This window comes from Comamonas sp. 4034 (assembly GCF_050434545.1).
GTDB lineage: Bacteria > Pseudomonadota > Gammaproteobacteria > Burkholderiales > Burkholderiaceae_C > Comamonas > Comamonas odontotermitis.
Genome location: NZ_JBNDIT010000001.1, coordinates 344,755 through 362,455 on the forward strand (window position 1 = coordinate 344,755; position 17,701 = coordinate 362,455).

Below are 17,701 nucleotides of genomic sequence, written 5' to 3' on the forward strand. Positions count from 1 at the left end.
CCGTTCTACAGAAACGAGTAAAAGCAGCGAAACGGAATCTTGCGCTCTGCCCAGTACTCGGCCGCGTCCATGAAAACGTCGAGCAGTTGCTCACGCGCCTCCCGGTCAAACTTCATGGCGGTTGGAATCTGGTCCAGCACCACGACAAAGCCAGGTTGCGGGCCACTTTTGTGCAGCGGATCGGTCAGGCAGTCGTACAGCGCATCAAAGTTCTTGCCATAGTGCGGCGGGAAGTAGAACTGCATGCCGATCAACTCCAGCACATCGGCCTTTGACAAGGCATGCGCCAGATTGGCATACAAAAAATGCTGGCCCAGTGCCTGGGCCGCATCCCGCAGATCTTCCAGGCGGTAGGCGCGGATGGCCTGCACGATGTTCGGTCGCACAAAGCGCAGCGGCGTATCCTGTACCTGACGAAGTGGAGCGTCCATCTCCGTAGCTCTTTCCATTAGCATCTTGAAAAACCATGCCCCATCAGGGGTTCCATTGGCATTGTTGACCTACCCGATCCCTCAGCGCAAGCCGTTTCTTGCGGAAAAGCGACATAGGACGGTTCTGACTCACTCATTCACAATACGGCGAAAGCTGCTGTAGTGGTCGCTGGTGTAATAGCAGGTGTCCGGCACCGTGGGCACCTGGCCGCCGCAGACAATGCGGCGCGCGCCTCGGTCGCGTGAGCCCGGGGTTTTCACGGTGTATTCGCGGTAATAGCCCCGTTTTTGCCGGGGCAAAATACGTTCGCGGTTACCAAATACCACCCCATCCTTGTCGTGCGGAAAAGGGCCGCCGTCCAGAATCAATGCATAGGTCTTGCGGCCCTGAGCGGGCAGCTCTGCCAGCGCCACGGTATCCAGTCCATCACCGGAAAACATCCCACCGCGCGCCTGCGCCAAGCCCGGCGCCAGCATGACACCGGCGCTCGCCACACACACCATCACAGACCGGCGGGCTATCGAAGCCAGTGCATTCAGCATTCACGACACCTTTCAGAATTACGGGTTATCCCGAAAATTCAGCCAGCCAGTGTGACGGATTACCCCCCAAAATGCAAGAAGCCTGCCCAAAATTTGAGCAGGCATCTCAGACTTTCACCATTCAGCGGACCCGAGGCAGTCCACTGAGTGGTGTCAAATCGTTGCTATCAGCGTGCAAAATTCGCATCTGCCACTGCAATTGCCGTCATATTGACGATGCGGCGTACCGTGGCGCTTGGCGTCATGATGTGCACTGGCTGGGCAGCACCCAGCAGGATGGGGCCAATCGCGATATTGCCGCCAGCGGCCGTCTTGAGCAGGTTGTAACTGATATTGGCCGCATCGATATTGGGCAGCACCAGCAGATTGGCCCCGCCTGTCAGCGGGCTGTTGGGCATCACGTTGGCGCGTTGCTTGGGGTCCAGCGCCACATCGCCATGCATTTCGCCATCCACTTCCAGCCAAGGCGCCTGTACCCGGAGCAGGTCCAGCACCTGGCGCATCTTGATGGCGCTGGGCTGGTTGGACGAGCCAAAGTTGCTGTGCGACAACAAGGCCGCCTTGGGCTTGATGCCAAAGCGCGTCAACTCCTCGGCCGCCATGATGGTGATTTCGGCCAGCTGCTCGGCAGTCGGGTCGTAGTTGACATGCGTGTCCACCAGAAAGACTTGGCGGTCCGGCAGCAGCAGGCCATTCATGCAGGCAAAGGTGTCCACACCCGCGCGGCGGCCGATCACCTGCTCGATGTACTGCAGGTGATGCATGGTCTGGCCCCAGGTGCCGCAGATCAGGCCGTCCACTTCGCCCTTGTGCAGCATCATGCTGCCGATCAGGCTCAGGCGGCGGCGCATCTCGATCTTGGCAATCGGCACGGTCACGCCCTTGCGTTCCGTCATCTGATGATAAGTTTGCCAAAAATCACGATAACGGTGGTCTTGTTCCACGTTCACGATGTCGTAGTCCACGCCTTCCCGCAGGCGCAGACCGAATTTCTCGATGCGCTGGGCAATGATGGCGGGGCGACCGATCAGCGTGGGGCGGGCGACGCGCTCGTCCACCACGATCTGCGCTGCACGCAAGATACGCTCTTCCTCGCCTTCCGCGTAGGCAATGCGCTTTCTGGCGGCCTTCTTGGCTGCCATGAAGATGGGCTTCATGGCCGTGCCGGATGCGTAGACAAAGGTCTGCAGATGCTGGCGGTAGGCATCCATGTCCTGGATCGGGCGCTCCGCCACGCCACATGCAGCAGCGGCCTCGGCCACAGCCGGGGCGATCTTCATCATCAGGCGCGGGTCAAACGGCTTGGGGATCAGGTATTCTGGACCGAAGGACAGATCTTGGCCCGCATAGGCGTTGGCCACTTCTTCGGTCTGCTCTGCCTGTGCCAGATCGGCAATGGCGTGCACCGTGGCGATTTCCATCTCGGTGGTGATGGTGGTGGCGCCGCAGTCGAGCGCACCACGGAAGATGTAGGGGAAGCACAGGACGTTGTTGACCTGGTTCGGGTAGTCCGAGCGACCGGTGGCCATGATGATGTCGTCGCGCACCGCCTTGGCGTCTTCTGGCGTGATTTCGGGGTTGGGGTTGGCCAGCGCAAAGATGATGGGGCGCGCTGCCATGCGCTGCACCATGTCCGGCTTGAGCACGCCGCCCGCAGACAGGCCCAAGAACACGTCTGCGCCGTCGATCACCTGCGACAGCGTGCGCTTGTCGGTATCTTGCGCAAAAAGCACCTTATCTTCATCCATCAGCTCGGTACGGCCCTTGTAGACCACGCCAGCGATGTCGGTGACCATGACGTTCTCACGCTTGAGACCGATCTCCAGCAGCAGGTTCAGGCAGGCCAGCGCTGCAGCACCTGCGCCCGAAGCCACCAGCTTCACCTCGTCAATCTTCTTGCCCGCCACCTTGAGCGCGTTGACCATGGCCGCAGCCACGGTGATGGCCGTGCCATGCTGGTCGTCGTGGAAGACCGGAATGTTCAGGCGCTTGCGCAGTTCGCGCTCCACAAAGAAGCACTCGGGCGCCTTGATGTCTTCCAGGTTGATGGCACCAAAGGTGGGTTCGAGCGCGGCAATCACATCCACCAGCTTTTGCGGGTCTTTTTCATTGATTTCAATGTCAAAGACGTCAACACCAGCGAATTTCTTGAACAGAACGCCCTTGCCTTCCATCACCGGCTTGGAAGCCAAGGCGCCGATGTCGCCCAGGCCCAGCACTGCCGTGCCGTTGGAGATGACGGCCACCAGATTGCCTCGGCTGGTGTACTTGAAGGCCGCAGCGGGGTCCTTGACGATTTCCTCACAAGGGGCAGCGACGCCGGGCGAGTAGGCCAGCGCCAGATCGTGCTGGTTGGCCATGGGCTTGGTGGCCGCAATCGCCACCTTGCCGGGGCGGGGAAACTGGTGATACTCCAGTGCGGACTGGCGCAACAGGGCACGTTTATCCACCGCGGTCGGTGTTGAATTCTTATCAGTCATAGCGATCTCCGGCATCACTCAGCATTCAGCAATCACAAACAAGGCAACTGACGGGGATATGCACTCAAGGCCGGAAGCGATGCCGACAGCACCGCCGTTACGAGGCAGGCATTCCCGGCAAACCATCCACCGACGGTTGAAGGCAAATCCGTAAACAGGCCGCAAAGCCTTGCGGTCTGTACACAGCGCCACTGCAGGCCATTGTAGGCGCAGGCCTCATCATGCCGCATTGCGAAAGCCGCCAAGTCCCATGAAAAAGAGTTATGACCTTTTGTGATGGACTCGCTGCACTGCAACAAAGCGCAGTGCCTCCAGAGTGCGATTCCATTTCTTAAACCGCCATGAAACACATGCCCGGCCACACGGCAGGAGCCTGCTGCCGATAGAATGCATATTTGCGCTATTTCTGGCCGCTTGGGCCCACCTGTCATGGATTTGTTGCTACTGGTTCTTCTTATTTTGGTCGTAAGCTTTGTGCTGCGCACCAAGGCCCAAAAGCAGCGTATTGCCGTGCTGGCGCATTTTTTGCGTAATTACGACATTGAAAAGCTGATGGAGCGCCTGGTGGGCAGCTACATGCGTGCGCTCGATGAAAAGGACCCCGCGCGCCAGCAGCAGATCTGGGAGCTGCAGCAGCCGGTGGAAAACAGCCTGGCAAGCCAGTTCGGCAATTTTGCCGACGCGCTGGCCAAGGCGCCCGAGCCTGCCAATGGCGCCACCTTCCGCATCGGCACCCAGGCGCTGGGCTTTCCGTTTGCCCGGCTGATCGAAAAACTGCAGGGCGACCGGGGCAGTTTTGACCTGCGCACGGCCATTCGCATCCATGCGGACGGCATTGCCGCCGTGGTGGCCAATGCCGAGGGACGCAGCCCCAAGGAGCGCGCCTACACCTTGCTGGCCGAGATGTACCTGATGCAGCACACCTGCCACTGGTATTGCAAATCCAAGGCGGTGGCCTCCGCGCGCATGCAGCTGCGCAACCAGACCACCTACGAGCAGGTGGTGCAGAGCGTATCGCCCGCCACGCGCAATGCCTATCTGGCACTCACGGGCCAGCGTTAAGCACCCGTCGAAAGCCCCGTTTCACCCGCAATCCTGCGTGCAATTGCCGCCATCGGCTGACAACGCAATGGCCCCCGCCCCTGCACAATGGCTCTACCAAGCGTTTGCCGCAGGCACGCCTGTTGACTGGAAAAAAGGGGGAACATATGCCACGATCTTCGCAAACGGCCCTGGTGGCCCTGCTGCTGTCCAGCGCCGCACTGCTGAGCGCCTGCGACCAGGCGCATTCCGTCCATGCCTCGGCACCGCCGGGCACGGTGGCGGCACAGATACAGCCCGTACCTGACAAGCCCCTTTTCAACGACCCCATCGTCAAGTTGCATGACGTGCTGCCGCATGCCAAGGCCGATACCCAGGAACCCTTGCCGCCTGCGGTTGCACTGGCATCAGCCACGGCCCCCAGCGCGAGCGCAACCCCCACTGATGCACAGGGCGGAGGCGTCAACCCCGCCGCAGGCATGGGCGCTGCCATCACCGACAGCAAGGGCGCACAGCATGACGGGGACGGAAAATAGGCCATGCGGCGTAACGCGGCGTGGCTGACCACACCAAAGGAAATCAAAGCTATTATTTTTTATAGCTATAGGCACTTAATGGGTAAGTGCCGAGAGCCAATAACCCCATACCTGCATACCAGCACCATGGATCACGAACGCAAGCCGATCACGCCTGCACGCACCATGACAAAGGGCGCCCATTGGCGCCCTTGTGGTTTCTTGCTGGGCCAGACGGCGATCAGCGGCTGCTGGGGAAACTGAACACCGCGCCTTCGCGCACACCTGCCGAGGGCCAGCGCTGGGTGATCGTCTTGCGCTTGGTGTAGAAGCGCACGGCATCGGGGCCGTAGGCGTGCAGATCGCCGAACAGGCTGCGCTTCCAGCCACCGAAGGAATGGTAGGCCACGGGCACTGGCAGGGGCACGTTCACGCCCACCATGCCAACCTGGATGTGGTCGGTGAAGTAGCGCGCAGCCTCGCCATCGCGGGTGAAGATGCAGGTGCCGTTGCCGTATTCGTGGTCGTCGATGAGCTGTATTGCTTCCTGCAGCGTCTTCACCCGCACGATGCCGAGCACGGGGCCGAAGATTTCTTCCTGGTAGATCTTCATGCCGGGCTTGACGCCATCAAACAGGCAGGGGCCGAGGAAGTAGCCTTCTTCGTGGCCCGCCACCTTGAGCGTGCGGCCGTCGATCAGCAGTTGCGCGCCCTCGGCAACACCGCTGTCCACATACGCCTTCACCTTCTCGAAATGCGGTTTGGTGACCAGTGGACCCATGTCGTTGGCGTTGTCGGTGCCTGGGCCGACCTTCATTTTGGCGATTTCGGTCTTGAGGCCGGCAATCATCTTTTCGGCGACCTCGTCGCCCACGCAGACGATCAGCGGCACCGCCATGCAGCGCTCGCCGCAGGAGCCATAGGCAGCACCCATCATGGCGTTCACCGCGTTGGCGACATCGGCATCGGGCATGACCACGGCGTGGTTCTTGGCGCCACCCAGGGCCTGCACGCGCTTGCCGCTCTTGCAGCCTTCGCCATAGATGTATTCGGCAATCGGGGTCGATCCGACAAAGCTCACGGCCTTGACGCGCGGGTCGTGCAGCAGCGTGTCCACCGCTTCCTTGTCGCCGTTGACCACGTTCAGCACGCCGGGCGGCAGGCCCGCTTCCAGCGCCAGCTGGGCAATGAACAGGGCGCTGGTGGGGTCGCGCTCGGAGGGCTTCAGGACAAAGCTGTTGCCGCAGGCCACGGCCATGGGCCACATCCACAGCGGCACCATGGCTGGAAAGTTGAATGGCGTGATGCCTGCCGTGACGCCCAGCGCCTGAAACTCGCTCCAGCTGTCGATATTGGGGCCCACGTTGCGGCTGTGCTCGCCCTTGAGCAGCTCAGGCGCATAGCTGGCAAATTCCACGTTCTCGATACCGCGCTGCAGCTCGCCATGAGCATCGGCCAGCACTTTGCCGTGTTCGGCGGTGATCATGGCGGCAATCTTGTCGGCGTTTTCTTCCAGCAGCACCTTGAGCTTGCTCATCACACGTGCGCGCTTGAGCGGCGGCGTATTGCGCCACGCAGGGAAAGCCTTTTCGCCCGAAGCGATGGCCGCTTCCACCGTGGCCTTGCTGGCCAGCTCGACGCTCACAGTCGATTGGCCAGTGGCGGGGTTGAACACGGGCTGGGTGCGGCCGCCATCGTGCACGATCTTGCCGTCGATCAAGTGGCCAACGGTGGCGGTCACATTCTTGTCGTGGTTCATCACAATCTCTCTTGGATTCAAATCAAAAACGGCGCCAGCGCCCTACACAAGAGCGCCAGCAGCTATTGGTTTTATAGTAATTTAGTTCACTTCCGCCAGCGCATCGCCCAGGGCGTTGATCAGGCGGTCGATTTCGGCCTTTTCGCTGATGAAGGGTGGCGCCAGCTGGATGGTGTCGCCGCCATAGCGCACGTAGAAGCCTTTTTCCCAGCACTTCATCGCGATCTCATAAGGGCGCTTGGCAGGCTCGCCTGGCACCGGCGCAATGGTAAAGCCCGCTGCCAGCCCATAGTTGCGGATGTCGACGATGTGCTTGGCACCCTTCAAGCTGTGCACGGCATTCTCGAAGTAAGGCGCCAGCGCCTTCACGCGGCCGGGCATGTCTTCCTTCTCCAGAATGTCCATCACCGCCACGCCCGCTGCGCAGGCCACAGGGTGGGCCGAGTAGGTGTAGCCGTGGGCAAACTCCAGCATGTATTCCGGCCCGCCAGCGGCCATGAAGGTGTCGTAGATTTCCTTGGTGACCACGCAGCCGCCCAGCGGTTGCGCGCCGTTGGTCACCTGCTTGGCAAAGTTCAGGATATCGGGCACCACACCAAAGGCTTCCGAACCCGTCCAGGCGCCGCAACGGCCAAAGCCGGTGATGACTTCATCAAAAATCAGCAGGATGTTGTTCTGCGTGCAGATCTCGCGGATGCGCTCCAGATAGCCCTTGGGCGGAATCACCACGCCTGCCGAGCCGGAGAAGGGCTCGACGATCACGGCAGCGATGTTGCTCGCGTCGTGCAGGGCGATGACGTCAAGCAGCTTGTCGGCCAGCGCGCGGCCACCGTCTTCAGCCATGCCCTTCTGGAAGGTGCCTGCGGGTGGCTGGGTGTGGGGCAGATGGTCTGCCGCAATGCCCTGGCCAAACATCTTGCGGTTGCCGCCGATGCCGCCCACCGAGATGCCGCCGTAGTTGACGCCGTGGTAGCCCTTTTCGCGGCCGATCAGCACCGTCTTGCTGGCCTGCCCCTTGAGGCGCCAGTATGCGCGCACCATTTTCAGCGAGGTGTCGGCAGCTTCCGAGCCCGAGCCGGTGAAGAACACGTGATCCAGCCCGGCGGGCGTGTGTTCCTTGATCTTGTTGGCCAGTGCGAACGAGGCAGGATGGCCGAACTGGAAGGCGGGGGCGTAATCAAGCTGCAGCGCGGCCTTGCCGATGGCTTCTGCCACTTCCTTGCGGCCATGGCCAATGCCCGAACACCACAGGCCCGACAGGCCGTCAAAAATCTTGCGGCCTTCACCATCGGTGTAGTAGGCACCCTGGCCGCCCACGATCATGCGCGGCTTGGCCTTGAAGTTGCGGTTGCCGGTGAACGGCATCCAATGCGCCTCCAGCCAGGCGGCGTCGGTGCGCAGCGCGGCGCCTGCGGTCTTTTCGTCGATCTGCACAAAGCTCATGGTTTTCTCCTTGGAACGGCGGCGTCCCGTGTTTTCCAGTGTGGATGTGGCATTGTGGGCCGGTTTTTTTCTTATTCAAATATTGACATATCAAAGCTCACTTGCGGTTTTTTGCAAGTAAAAAAGGTGGCAAAACCGGCGAAAACGCCCCAGGGAGCCGCAGGCATGCGGCACCACTCACACGTTTTTCAGCTATCAATAATGTAGCTATTAGTGTGCATGCAGAAAGCGCCAAAGCATTGTTTTATGCTTCATCACGGCGTCACACGGCAAGGCTAAGGTGGCGGTTTTGCTGCCACCGATAAAACCGACATGTCCTCCCACGATCCATCCGCCCGCCGCCGCTTTCTGCTCTCGTCCACCGCCATGGCGGGCACCAGCCTGCTGCCGGGCATTCTGCGCGCGCAGACGGCGCCTGCTGCCATTACACAGGATGCCGCACGGCCCCTGCTGCTGTCAGGCCTGCAAAGCGGCGATGTGCTGGCCAACAGCGCCATCGTCTGGGCCCGCGCCAGCCGTGAGGCGCGCATGCGGGTGGAATGGTCCACCACCAGCAGCTTTGCCCAGAGCACCCTGGTGCGCGGCCCCGACCTGCTGCCCGATACCGACGGCACCGGCCGCGTCGATCTGCAGGGCCTGCCCGCCGGGCAGGACATCTTCTACCGCGTGGTGCTCGATGACCTGGCAAGCAGCAACACCCGCGCACCTGCCGTGCAAGGGCATTTCCGCACGCCGCTCGCAAGCCAGGGTCCGGCCACGCGCCCTTTCCGTCTGGTGTGGAGCGGCGATACGGTGGGCCAGGGCTACGGCATCAATGAAGGCATTGGCGGAATGCGCATCTATGACGAAATGCGCAAGACCAACCCCGATGTCTTTCTGCACAGCGGCGACACTATCTACGCCGACGGCCCCATCTCCGAGACCGTCGCCCTGCCCGATGGCGGCACCTGGAAGAACCTGGTGACGCCCCAGGTGGCCAAGGTGGCCGAAACGCTCGACGAGTACCGGGGCCGTTACCGCTACAACCTGATGGACCGCAACGTGCGTGCGCTGGGCAGCGAGGTCGCACAGATCTGGCAGTGGGATGACCACGAGGTCACCAATAACTATTCGGACAGCAAGAGCGTTGCGAACGACAAGCGCTACACCGAAAAGAACGTGCACCTGCTCACCGCCCGAGGCCGCCGCGCCTTCATGGAATACGCCCCCATACGCCCCTTCGGCGCCGCCGAGCAGCAGCGCGTATACCGCCACCTGCCCCAAGGCCCGCTGGCCGACCTCTTTGTGCTGGACATGCGCACCTACCGTGGTCCCAACACCCACAACCTGCAGACGGTGGAAAGCGCGGAGACGGACTTCCTCGGCCGGCCCCAGCTCGACTGGTTGCTGGCGGGCCTCAAGGCCAGCACCGCCACCTGGAAGCTGATTGCCGCCGATATGCCGATCGGCCTGTTCGTGCCCGATGGCAAGGACGCCGAAGGCCGCGACCAGTGGGAGGCGATTGCCAACGGCGAGCACGGCGTGCCCAAGGGGCGCGAGCTGGAGATGGCGCGCCTCTTGAAGGGCATCAAGGACGCAGGCATTCACAACGTGGTGTGGCTCACGGCCGATGTGCACTACACCGCCGCCCACCACTACAGCCCCGAGCGCGCGCAGTTCAAGGATTTTGCGCCGTTCTGGGAGTTCGTCTCCGGCCCCCTCAATGCAGGCGGCTTTGGGCCAAACGAGGTGGACAAGACCTTCGGCCTTGATGTCGTCTTCCACAAGGCACCGCCCAAGGCTAACTCGGCCCCGAGCGAGGGCTTCCAGTTCTTCGGCCAGCTCGATATCGACCACAAAAGCCGTGCGCTCACCGTGGTGCTCAAGGATTTGAACGGCGCCTCGCTCTATACCAAGACGCTGGAGCCGCAGCAGGCCTGAGCGCCGCCCGCCCGCCACCGACACGCCTTTCAGGAAAGCCGCAGATGCCTCGGGCGCTGCGGCTTTTCCTTTTACGCCGCCGTCACCACAGGCACAACTTGCACGACTGGCGCCAGCACGCCAGTCGCTCAAACGACAAGCGCCGCGCCTGACCGTCTCTATTCTCGTCAGCATCCCCGCACAGGAGACAAGTCCATGGCAACTGCACAGCACACATCCGAGCATGTGGATGTGCTCATCATCGGCGCCGGCGTTTCAGGCATCGGCTCGGCCTACCACCTGAAGGAACAGCACCCCGGGCGCAGCTTTGCCGTGCTCGAGCGCAACCCCGGCCATGGCGGCACCTGGTGGACGCACCGCTACCCGGGCGCACGCTCGGACAGCGACCTCTTCACCTATGGCTACCGCTTCAAGCCCTGGCGCGGCACGGCCATCGCCACCGCCGACGAAATCCGCAAGTACTTGACCGATGTCATCGAAGAAAACCAGCTGGCGCCCTATATCCGCTACCAGCACCAGATGACCGCCGCCAGCTGGTCCGCGCAGGAGCAGCAATGGACGGTGACGGTACGGCTGCTGGACAGCGGCGCCGAAAAAACCATCACCACCCGGTTTCTCTGGCTGTGCCAGGGCTATTACGACCATGAAAAGCCTTTCACCCCACACTGGCCGGGGCTGGAGAACTTCCAGGGCCGGATCGTGCACCCGCAGCTGTGGCCGCAAGACCTGGACTACCACGGCAAGCGCGTCGTGGTGATCGGCTCGGGGGCGACGGCGGCCACGCTGATTCCAGCCATGGCGCCCGATGCAGGCCATGTCACCATGCTGCAGCGCACACCGACCTTCTTCCTCTCGCGCCCGCGCAGCCACCCGCTGGAGGCGCCGCTGCGCGAGCTGGACCTCCCCGACGAGTGGGTGCACGAGATCCTGCGCCGCGCCCACATCTCCCAATCGACCAAGTTTGCGCACATGGGCAAGGAAGACCCCGAGGCCCTGCGCAAGCGCCTGCTCGACGACATCCGCGCACGCCTGCCCGACGGCTTTGATGTGGAAAAGCATTTCAACCCGGCCTACCGCCCCTGGCAGCAGCGCATCGCCGTGGTGCCCGACGGCGACATGTTCGACGCCATCAACAGCGGCAAGGCCTCGGTGGTGACCGATGGCATCGAGAATTTCGACGCCCGGGGCATCGTGCTCACTTCGGGCGAGCGGCTCGATGCCGACATCGTCGTCAGCGCCACGGGCTTCAACCTCAAGCTGTTTGACGATGTGCCTTTCACCGTCGACGGCGAGCGCGTCGATTTCAGCCAGCGCGTGCCGTACCGGGGCGTCATGATCAATGGCCTGCCCAACATGGCCTACGTGATGGGCTACTTCCGCTTCGGCTGGACCTTGCGGGTCGAGCTGGTGAGCGACTGGGTATGCCGCATGCTCGCGCACCTCGACCAGACGGGCAAGCGCTCGGTCACCGCCACCCTGCGCCCGCAGGATGCGGACATGGCGCTGCAGCCCTGGTGCGATGCCAGCAACTTCAACCCCGGCTACATCACACGCTCGCAGCATCTCATGCATCGCAGTGGAGACCGCGAACCCTGGACGCACCTGCACGACTATGACCAGGACCGCGACACCCTGCCCCAGGTCAGCCTGCAGGAAGACGTGCTCGTCTACCGCTGAGCCCCCGCGCTCCCCCTCCACCGCCGACAAGGACACCCCAGCCATGCCCCTCGAACCCGGAATTGCCGCCATCGTGCAGATGGTCAAGGACGCCAATGCCAAACCCCGGTGGGAAGGCACGCCGCAGGAAGGCCGCGACAGCTACCTCGCCTTCACCCATGGCACCCGCACGCCCGAGCAGACCGTACCCGTCTCCCGGGTGGAGGACATCCACATCCCCGGGCCAGCGGGTATCCTGAAGGCCCGCATCTATCGCCCCAAAGGCGTCGGGCCTTTTCCGACCATTGTGTACTTCCACGGTGGCGGCTGGGTGATTGGCGATCTGGACACGCACGACAACATCTGCCGCTCGCTGTGCAAGGGCAGCGTTGCCGTGGTCGTCTCGGTGGACTACCGCCTGGCGCCGGAGCACCCCTTTCCCGCAGCGGTGGAAGATGCCGTGGCCGCCACGCGGTGGATACAGGCCCAGACTGCTGGCCTGGGCGGCAACCGTGCCGTGGGCATTGCGGGCGACAGTGCAGGCGGCAACCTCGCAGCCGCCGTCTGCCAGTTGTTGCGCGGCACAGCGCCCGCCCTGCAGGCCCAGTTCCTGATCTATCCGGCGCTCGACCATCTGCAGGCAGGCCACCGCTCCATCGACGAGAACGGCACCGGCTACCTGCTCGAAAAACGCAGCATGGAATGGTTCTACGGCCACTATGCCGGGGACGGCACCAGCAGCGACGATGCGCGCCTGTTTCCGCTGCAGGCAAAAGATCTGACGGGCCTGCCGCCTGCCCTTATCGTGACTGCCGAATACGACCCGCTGCGCGACGAGGGCGAAGCCTACGGCCGTGCCCTGCAGGCTGCCGGTGTGCCCGTGGACACGCGGCGCTACGACGGCATGATCCATGCATTCTTCGACATGGGCCGCTGGTCGACGGGCGCGCAACAGGCCATCGATGAAAGCACCGCGCAGTTTGGGCGCATGTTGCGGCCCTGAGAACGTAAACACGTTCTGAGTGAATTCCCAGAAGAAAACCGTATGCCCCCCACCACCGAAACCCTGGTCGACGCCATCGACCACCTGGTGCTCACCGTGCACAGCATCCCGCGCAGCATTGCCTTTTACGAGCGGGTTCTGGGCATGAGGGCGAGAGAGTTCAAGCCCGGCCGCCACGCGCTGCACTTTGGCAGGCAAAAGATCAACCTGCACGAAGTCGATAAGGTTGTCGACCCAAACGTGAAGCATGCCACGCCAGGTTCTGCCGATCTGTGCTTTCTCACCCGCATGCCGCTGGCCGATTTCATCGCGCACCTGCAGCGCGAACAGGTTGCCGTCGTGCAGGGGCCGGTGCGTGCCACGGGCGCACAGGCAGTGCTGCAATCCGTCTATTTCTACGACCCCGATGAGAACCTGATCGAGGTGTCCAACGAAGTGGGCTGAAAGCCGCTAACCCGAGAGCCTACGCCCGCCTGACGGCGGCATCGCACCAGCGCTGCACCACGGCGGGCGAGGTCATACACACCACATCGAGCGTCTTGGTCGTCACCGCACGCTCCAGCAGCTGGATGTCGGCCTCATGCTGGCGGGCCACATGCGGGTCTTCAAAAAAGATGGCGCGCTGGCAGCGGCCTTCCAGCACCAGATCGGCAATCTGCGCGTCGCCCCCCAGCGGGCCGCTGTTGTAGCGGTCCACCCAGGGTGTGCCGGCGGGCCAGCCCTTGCTCCAGGCCATCTCGTTGAGCTTCTGGCCCGTGGTGCCCGTGCCCACGCGGCGGCTGTAGCGCGAGAGCAGTTCGAAATTCGCCGCCGCAAACTCCAGCATGGCGGGCTTCATCGCATCGTGGGCAATCAGCGCCAGGGTCTGCGATGCATAGCTGTGCAGGCTGTCTGCATGGCGGTCACGCGGCAGGCCTGCGTGGATGCGCTCCATCTCCACCCAGTCGCGCGCACTCGCCACGGTCGAGATGAAGGGCTTGCCGTGGATCACGCACTGGCGCTTGAGGGCCAGCGCTTCGGGGAAAATGGAGGAGGGATCGACCGGATCGGTCAGGTAGATGGCGCCGTCCAGCACCCGCCCCTCGCCGGGCATGCCCACCACTTCGGCCACCAGCTTCATCAGCCCGCCTTCACGCCCGTAGGGGTAGCGCACCAGGCCTTTGTGGCCCTTGAGCATTTCGGCGGCAGCAATCGCGTCGTAGGTGCGGCCCACGGCATGAAAGCCGATATTCAGCTCGCGGATGCCCTGCTCGCAAGCGCGCAAAAAGGTGAACAGCGCCGCATCATCGCTGCGGTGGTGCAAACGGTTGGCAGCAAGGCCCAAAAGCATGGTCAGTCCCGTGGTGTGGCAAGTGAGGGGAAAGCATAGCGCCAAAACCACACCAGGGCTGTGACGGCAGCAGCGGACAGGCGCCTCAATACTATTGAATTAATAGCTGTATGCGCTTAACTGGCTTGCGCTGAAAGGCATTTTTATCGATTTCTGACTGCACCATCCGCCCATTGCTGCGTCGTCTGCAGGCGCGCACGCGGGCCAAAGCTGCTGGTGGTGCTGAGGGTGATGTTGTGGTGCGCAATCACCTGCTGCGGGGTAACGGCGGCATTGCCGCAGGTGGTGTGTGCGTCTTCCACCAGCACCACCGGGTAGCCATGGCGCAGCGCGGCGCGGGTGGTTACATCCACGCAGTACTCGGTGTGCATGCCGCAGATCACCAGTTCCTGCACACCCAGGCCCTGCAGCGTAGGCAGCAGATCGGTTTTCCAGAAGGCATCGCCCGTGGTCTTGTTGCTGCGCAGATCGGCGCCCCCCACCTGCAGGCCCTGCGCCAGCTGCCAGCCGGGCGTGCCGGGTTCAAGCCCCGGCTCTGCGTGCTGCGCCCAGATGACGGGCATGCCAGCCACCCGTGCCGCTGCGGTTACCTGGTTGATGCGGGCAATCAGGCCTGCGCAATCCCAGGCAGCCCCGGGGCCTTCGCACAGCCCTTGCTGCACATCAATGACGAGAACGGCGGTGTGGGGCATGGCATTCCTATGGGTGGGTGGTACAAGCAGCCTGGATTCTAGGGATCCGCCGTAAACCCCTCGCCAGACGGGATGGACGCGGGCCTGCACCGCAAGCTGTTGCCCCGGCGCAAAGCCGCTAAGCTATGCACATGGCCGCCAACCCCCCTGTTTCCGCCCCCCTGCCCCATCCACCGGCAGCAGCGCGCCGCGCACGCGCGGTGCTTGGGCAGCTCAGCGACATGGATCTGCGGCTGCTGCAGGTCTTCAAGAGCGTGGTGGAATGCGGCGGCATGTCGGCCGCCGAGCTGGAGCTGAACATTGGCACCTCCACCCTCAGCCGCCACATGAAAGACCTGGAGACCCGGCTGGGCATGGTGCTGTGCAGACGCGGGCGCGCAGGCTTTGCGCTCACCCCCGAAGGCAACCAGGTGTACGAGGCCACCTTGCAGCTGCTAGGCGGGGTTGATCTGTTTCGCAGCCGCATCGACGACATCCACGCGCGCATGGGCGGCAATCTGGAAATCGCCGTGTTCGACAAGACGGTGAGCAACCCGCAGGCGCAGATCCACCGCGCGATTGCCCGGTTTCGCACGGTGGCGCCCGATGTGAACCTGCAGCTGCATGTCAGCTCCATCAACGCCATCGAGCGCGGGCTGATGGACGGGCGCTTTCATGTTGGCATCATCCCCGCGCACCGCAGCTCGGCCAGCCTGGTGTACCGCGACCTGTTTGGCGAAACCATGCAGCTGTACTGCGCCGCCGGGCATGACCTGTGGCACAAGCCCCATGACAGCCTCGACTGGGAGGCCCTGCGCCACTACCCCTTTGCCGGACTGGGCTACCACTCGCCCAACATGGAGCTGTCGCACAGCGTGCGCCTGCCCCGCGCCGCCACGGGTTTTGACCAGGAATCGATTGCAACCCTGATTCTGTCCGGGTGTTTTTTGGGCTTTCTGCCCGACCACTACGCCGCCCGGTTTGAAGAGCAGGGCCTGATGCAGGCGGTGGGCCCCGACCGCTTCCACTACCAGTGCCAATTCGTCGCCATGTGGCGCCTCTCGCCCGCCCCCAGCCGCGTAGCGCAGGCCTTTATCGACTGCCTGCTCCAGGCCCACACAACGCCTGCGTAAGTTGCTATCAAATTAACTTATCCACAGAAGTGCGCTTCCCGGTGTGTATTTTTTTCTCCGAGGGAGATCAAAGGGAGTTGATCCCGCAACGGCCCGAACATTGCACAAAATTATCCACAGGCTGATTGCGCATCTTGGACTGCGCAGTGCTTCAAACAGGAAGCTTGGCCGTGGCTTTCACTTCCCGCAGTGCCAGGCTCGACTGGATTGCCATGACGCCAGGCTGTCGACGGACCACTTTTTCGATGAATTGGCCATAGCTTTCGAGGTCGCGTGCGACGACGGTCAGCATGTAATCGGCGCTACCAGTTATCTCGTGGCAGGACAGGATTTCATCGTGCCCTTGAATTGCACGTTCAAAATTCTCCGGCGCCTGCCCAGATTGATCGCCGAACCGAACTTCTACGAACGCCAGGACACCGAGTCCAAGCTTTTTGCGACCCAAGGTGGCTCGCACCCCGGTAATGAAGCCGAGTTCTTCAAGCCGCTTTCGTCGGCGCCAACAGGCTGTGACAGTCAACGACAACATTTCGCTGAGGGTCGCGCTGCTTAGTGTTGCATCCGATTGCAAACTGCGCAGGATTGAGCGGTCGACATCATCAAGTTCAGCGTTTGACATAGAAATTCATCTTCAATACTTTATTTGAATTATTTTTTCATAATCTGCTAAATAGAGCGATTGATTCGCAAAATAAATTCAAAACAGCATGCATAAAATTTAGTCTCCTCCTGTCTCTGAAATCTATGACCATTGAGCTCACTCTCTTCGAAGGCCGCGTTGGTGATCACAACGATTTGGCTATGCTTGGAGCGCGGTCACTGGCCATGGCGATTAGCGATCTGCTCGGAATTGAACCAACTGTGATCGGTAGGCCGGAGCCCGCACTCAACGCCAACTGGGACATTGAGCTAATGCAAGCGCGACCGGCACTCCAGCAATTGCAGGCACGATTCCAGAACATTTACTCGCGCGGAGATCGCGCGATCTCAGCAACCAGTCGATGCGCGGCCTCCATTGCGACGCTGCCGATGGTCGCACTCCATCATCCAGAGGCATACGTCGTTTGGTTTGACGCCCATGCTGACCTCAATACCCCAGAATCGACGACTACCGGCTACCTTGGCGGCTTGGCGCTATCCGCCTCTTTGGGCCTCTGGGAATCAGGCTTCGGCAATGGGTTGAGCTTGAAGAACGTCGTTCTTGTCGGCCAGCGCGACATGGATCCGTTCGAAGTTGACCTCATGCAGCAGCGGAACATTGCACACGTTCGACCTGGCCCGGATATTGAATCCAGACTTCGCGCCGCCATTGCAGGACGCCCCGTGTACGTTCACCTGGATTGCGACGTTCTGAACCCCGGCATCGTGCCAACCGACTACGTGCACGAAGGCGGACTTTCGCTGGATGATCTGAGAAGCGCATGCAACACGATTGCAGATAGCAAAGTGATAGGCGTCGAGATTGCCGAATTCCAGAACTCTTGGGAGCCCGGAGGAGAGCCAGTGTCGCCACGCCAGTTGCTAGGCGCCCTAGTTCCACTCTTTCGCAGGCTTCAGAGTAGTTGCCCAGATCCGTCTGCATTTTCGGTGCTTTGAGGGATCGCTTCCACTGCATAACAGCCATTTACGGGCAGACATTGAGCGGTCTGCCGCGAGTCGCAAGCCGCCCTCTGCCAAAGCCAACCATGGGCCCGCGCATGAGCCTATGCCTATTGATGGACTTGGCAAAACCAATGAGACCCCATCACTTTTGATGCGCGTGCCGCTCCCCGAGCC

General features: G+C 62.0%; 16 protein-coding genes. 8 read left to right on the top strand and 8 right to left on the bottom strand.

Annotation, left to right across the window (positions count from 1 at the left end):
• Positions 1 to 5: 5 nt before the first annotated feature.
• From ABIE32_RS01540 to ABIE32_RS01550, 3 genes are all read right to left on the bottom strand, one after another.
• Positions 6 to 431, bottom strand: coding sequence for a barstar family protein (locus ABIE32_RS01540; protein ID WP_184711584.1), 426 nt, complete (start codon positions 429 to 431; stop codon positions 6 to 8).
• A gap of 129 nt (positions 432 to 560) precedes the next feature.
• Positions 561 to 974 (bottom strand): ribonuclease domain-containing protein, encoded by a 414-nt coding sequence (locus ABIE32_RS01545; RefSeq protein WP_429013177.1) that lies wholly within the window; start codon positions 972 to 974, stop codon positions 561 to 563.
• 167 nt (positions 975 to 1,141) lie between these two features.
• Positions 1,142 to 3,454 carry an NADP-dependent malic enzyme gene (locus tag ABIE32_RS01550; protein ID WP_429013180.1) on the bottom strand — a complete coding sequence of 771 codons (2,313 nt, stop codon included), beginning with the start codon at positions 3,452 to 3,454 and terminating at the stop codon, positions 1,142 to 1,144.
• Between the two features lie 459 nt (positions 3,455 to 3,913).
• Here ABIE32_RS01550 and ABIE32_RS01555 point away from each other — a divergent pair, with 459 nt between their 5' ends.
• Both ABIE32_RS01555 and ABIE32_RS01560 read left to right on the top strand, forming a co-directional pair.
• Positions 3,914 to 4,516, top strand: coding sequence for a hypothetical protein (locus ABIE32_RS01555; protein WP_429013183.1), 603 nt, complete (start codon positions 3,914 to 3,916; stop codon positions 4,514 to 4,516).
• 146 nt (positions 4,517 to 4,662) lie between these two features.
• A complete protein-coding gene (locus tag ABIE32_RS01560) occupies positions 4,663 to 5,031 on the top strand; it encodes a hypothetical protein (protein ID WP_429013186.1) in 369 nt (122 codons plus the stop codon).
• 220 nt (positions 5,032 to 5,251) lie between these two features.
• On the opposite strand, the gene ABIE32_RS01565 is transcribed toward ABIE32_RS01560, so the two are convergent.
• Positions 5,252 to 6,769: a CoA-acylating methylmalonate-semialdehyde dehydrogenase gene (locus ABIE32_RS01565; protein WP_429013188.1), complete on the bottom strand. Its 1,518-nt coding sequence runs from the start codon at positions 6,767 to 6,769 to the stop codon at positions 5,252 to 5,254.
• 81 nt (positions 6,770 to 6,850) lie between these two features.
• Entirely contained in the window at positions 6,851 to 8,212 is a 1,362-nt protein-coding gene (locus ABIE32_RS01570) for an aspartate aminotransferase family protein (protein WP_224150798.1), read from the bottom strand.
• 312 nt (positions 8,213 to 8,524) lie between these two features.
• Between ABIE32_RS01570 and ABIE32_RS01575 the strand changes: the two genes are divergently transcribed.
• From ABIE32_RS01575 to ABIE32_RS01590, 4 genes are all read left to right on the top strand, one after another.
• Positions 8,525 to 10,132, top strand: coding sequence for an alkaline phosphatase D family protein (locus ABIE32_RS01575; protein ID WP_429013191.1), 1,608 nt, complete (start codon positions 8,525 to 8,527; stop codon positions 10,130 to 10,132).
• 195 nt (positions 10,133 to 10,327) lie between these two features.
• A complete protein-coding gene (locus ABIE32_RS01580; protein ID WP_429013193.1) occupies positions 10,328 to 11,809 on the top strand; it encodes a flavin-containing monooxygenase in 1,482 nt (493 codons plus the stop codon).
• 43 nt (positions 11,810 to 11,852) lie between these two features.
• A complete protein-coding gene (locus ABIE32_RS01585) occupies positions 11,853 to 12,791 on the top strand; it encodes an alpha/beta hydrolase (RefSeq protein WP_429013195.1) in 939 nt (312 codons plus the stop codon).
• Between the two features lie 42 nt (positions 12,792 to 12,833).
• Positions 12,834 to 13,235 (top strand): VOC family protein, encoded by a 402-nt coding sequence (locus ABIE32_RS01590; protein ID WP_429013198.1) that lies wholly within the window; start codon positions 12,834 to 12,836, stop codon positions 13,233 to 13,235.
• Between the two features lie 19 nt (positions 13,236 to 13,254).
• Here the strand turns inward: ABIE32_RS01590 and ABIE32_RS01595 are convergent, their stop codons facing one another.
• Both ABIE32_RS01595 and ABIE32_RS01600 read right to left on the bottom strand, forming a co-directional pair.
• On the bottom strand, positions 13,255 to 14,121 hold the full coding sequence (locus ABIE32_RS01595; protein ID WP_224150803.1) for a methylglyoxal synthase: 867 nt from the start codon (positions 14,119 to 14,121) through the stop codon (positions 13,255 to 13,257).
• Positions 14,122 to 14,264: 143 nt separating this feature from the next.
• Complete coding sequence (locus ABIE32_RS01600; RefSeq protein WP_429013201.1) at positions 14,265 to 14,813, bottom strand: cysteine hydrolase family protein; 549 nt, start codon at positions 14,811 to 14,813, stop codon at positions 14,265 to 14,267.
• 131 nt (positions 14,814 to 14,944) lie between these two features.
• Between ABIE32_RS01600 and ABIE32_RS01605 the strand changes: the two genes are divergently transcribed.
• Entirely contained in the window at positions 14,945 to 15,925 is a 981-nt protein-coding gene (locus ABIE32_RS01605; RefSeq protein WP_429013203.1) for a LysR family transcriptional regulator, read from the top strand.
• A gap of 151 nt (positions 15,926 to 16,076) precedes the next feature.
• Here the strand turns inward: ABIE32_RS01605 and ABIE32_RS01610 are convergent, their stop codons facing one another.
• On the bottom strand, positions 16,077 to 16,544 hold the full coding sequence (locus ABIE32_RS01610) for an Lrp/AsnC family transcriptional regulator (protein WP_429013205.1): 468 nt from the start codon (positions 16,542 to 16,544) through the stop codon (positions 16,077 to 16,079).
• A 125-nt stretch (positions 16,545 to 16,669) separates the two neighbouring features.
• Here ABIE32_RS01610 and ABIE32_RS01615 point away from each other — a divergent pair, with 125 nt between their 5' ends.
• On the top strand, positions 16,670 to 17,521 hold the full coding sequence (locus tag ABIE32_RS01615; RefSeq protein WP_429013208.1) for an arginase family protein: 852 nt from the start codon (positions 16,670 to 16,672) through the stop codon (positions 17,519 to 17,521).
• Positions 17,522 to 17,701 lie beyond the last annotated feature (180 nt).